Source organism: Streptococcus parasanguinis, assembly GCF_001578955.1.
GTDB lineage: Bacteria > Bacillota > Bacilli > Lactobacillales > Streptococcaceae > Streptococcus > Streptococcus parasanguinis_U.
The window spans coordinates 252,405-253,910 of record NZ_KQ969691.1; the positions used below are offsets into that span (position 1 = coordinate 252,405).

Sequence of the window (1,506 nt, forward strand, 5' to 3'; positions counted from 1 at the left end):
GCTAGTAAGACGATTAGCCAGGCCGCAACATAGTGGCTACTGTCCAACGATGAGAGGTATAGCCTCAATCGTGTAACAGTTACTAAGAAAATAAAGAAGGCCGATAACGCCTTCTTTATTTTCTTAGTAAGACACTTCGGCAAGGCACCATGGTGCTTACCGTAAACTATAAATTCACCTAACCAATTGACCAAGGACTTACGACGTGAAAAGGGAGGAACGATATTTTCCTCCCTTTGAGCTAGTAAGACGATTAGCCAGACCGCACAATAGCGGCTGGCGTCAAATGATTAGAGGCAAAGCCTCAATCATTTGTAGCGTCTTACATCATCCCACCCATCATGCTTGGATCCATTCCTGGTCCTGTTGGGGCTGCTGGTTCTGGTTTGTTGGCTACGACTGCTTCAGTTGTTAAAATGAGGCTAGCAACAGAAGCTGCGTTTTGAAGGGCTGAACGACTGACTTTAACAGGGTCGATGATTCCTGCATCAATCATATTCACCCATTCACCTGTTGCAGCATTGAAACCTGTTCCGACTTCGGCATTTTTCAAGCGATCAATCACAATAGATCCTTCATAACCGGCATTGTGAGCAATTTGGCGCACGGGTTCTTCCAAAGCACGAAGAACGATATTGCGTCCGGTCGCTTCATCTCCTTCTAATTCAAGGGCTGCGACTGCAGAGATAACATTGACAAGAGCTGTACCACCTCCGGCAACGATCCCTTCTTCAACGGCTGCGCGAGTCGCATTAAGGGCATCTTCGATACGGAGTTTCATTTCTTTCAATTCTGTTTCTGTTGCAGCACCAACCTTGATTACGGCAACACCACCAGACAATTTAGCCAAACGTTCTTGTAATTTTTCACGGTCAAATTCAGAGGTTGTGGTTTCGATTTGTGACTTGATGACAGCCACACGGTTAGCAATCGCTTCTGGGTTACCAGAGCCTTCGACAATGACAGTGCTGTCTTTATCAACTGACACTTTAGCTGCTTGACCAAGGGCTTCAATGGTTGCATCTTTCAATTCCAAACCAAGATCGTCTGTAATGACTGTACCACCTGTCAAGATGGCAATGTCTTCTAACATGGCTTTGCGGCGATCACCAAATCCTGGTGCCTTGACAGCTACGACATTAAAGGTACCGCGGATCTTGTTCAAGACAAGTGTTGGAAGAGCTTCGCCATCGACATCATCTGCGATGATCAAGAGTGGACGGTTGCTTTGAAGAATACTTTCCAACAATGGCAAGATTTCTTGGATATTTGAAATCTTCTTGTCAGTGATCAAAATGTATGGATTTTCAAGGTCAGCCACCATTTTTTCATTGTCAGTGACCATATATTGTGAGAGGTAACCACGGTCAAACTGCATGCCTTCAACGACTTCCAGTTCTGTCTCCATTCCTCGAGATTCTTCAATGGTGATAACCCCATCTTTACCAACTTTTTCCATGGCTTCAGAGATGTACTCACCGACTTTTTCAGAACGAGAAGACACAG

Annotated in this window: 1 protein-coding gene; it reads right to left on the reverse strand. The window is 45.1% G+C overall.

The features are described from left to right. Window positions 1–322: 322 nt before the first annotated feature. Window positions 323–1,506, reverse strand: a 1,184-nt coding sequence (gene groL, locus SPADD19_RS07985) for a chaperonin GroEL (RefSeq protein WP_241496545.1), incomplete at its 5' end; no start/stop codon positions are given.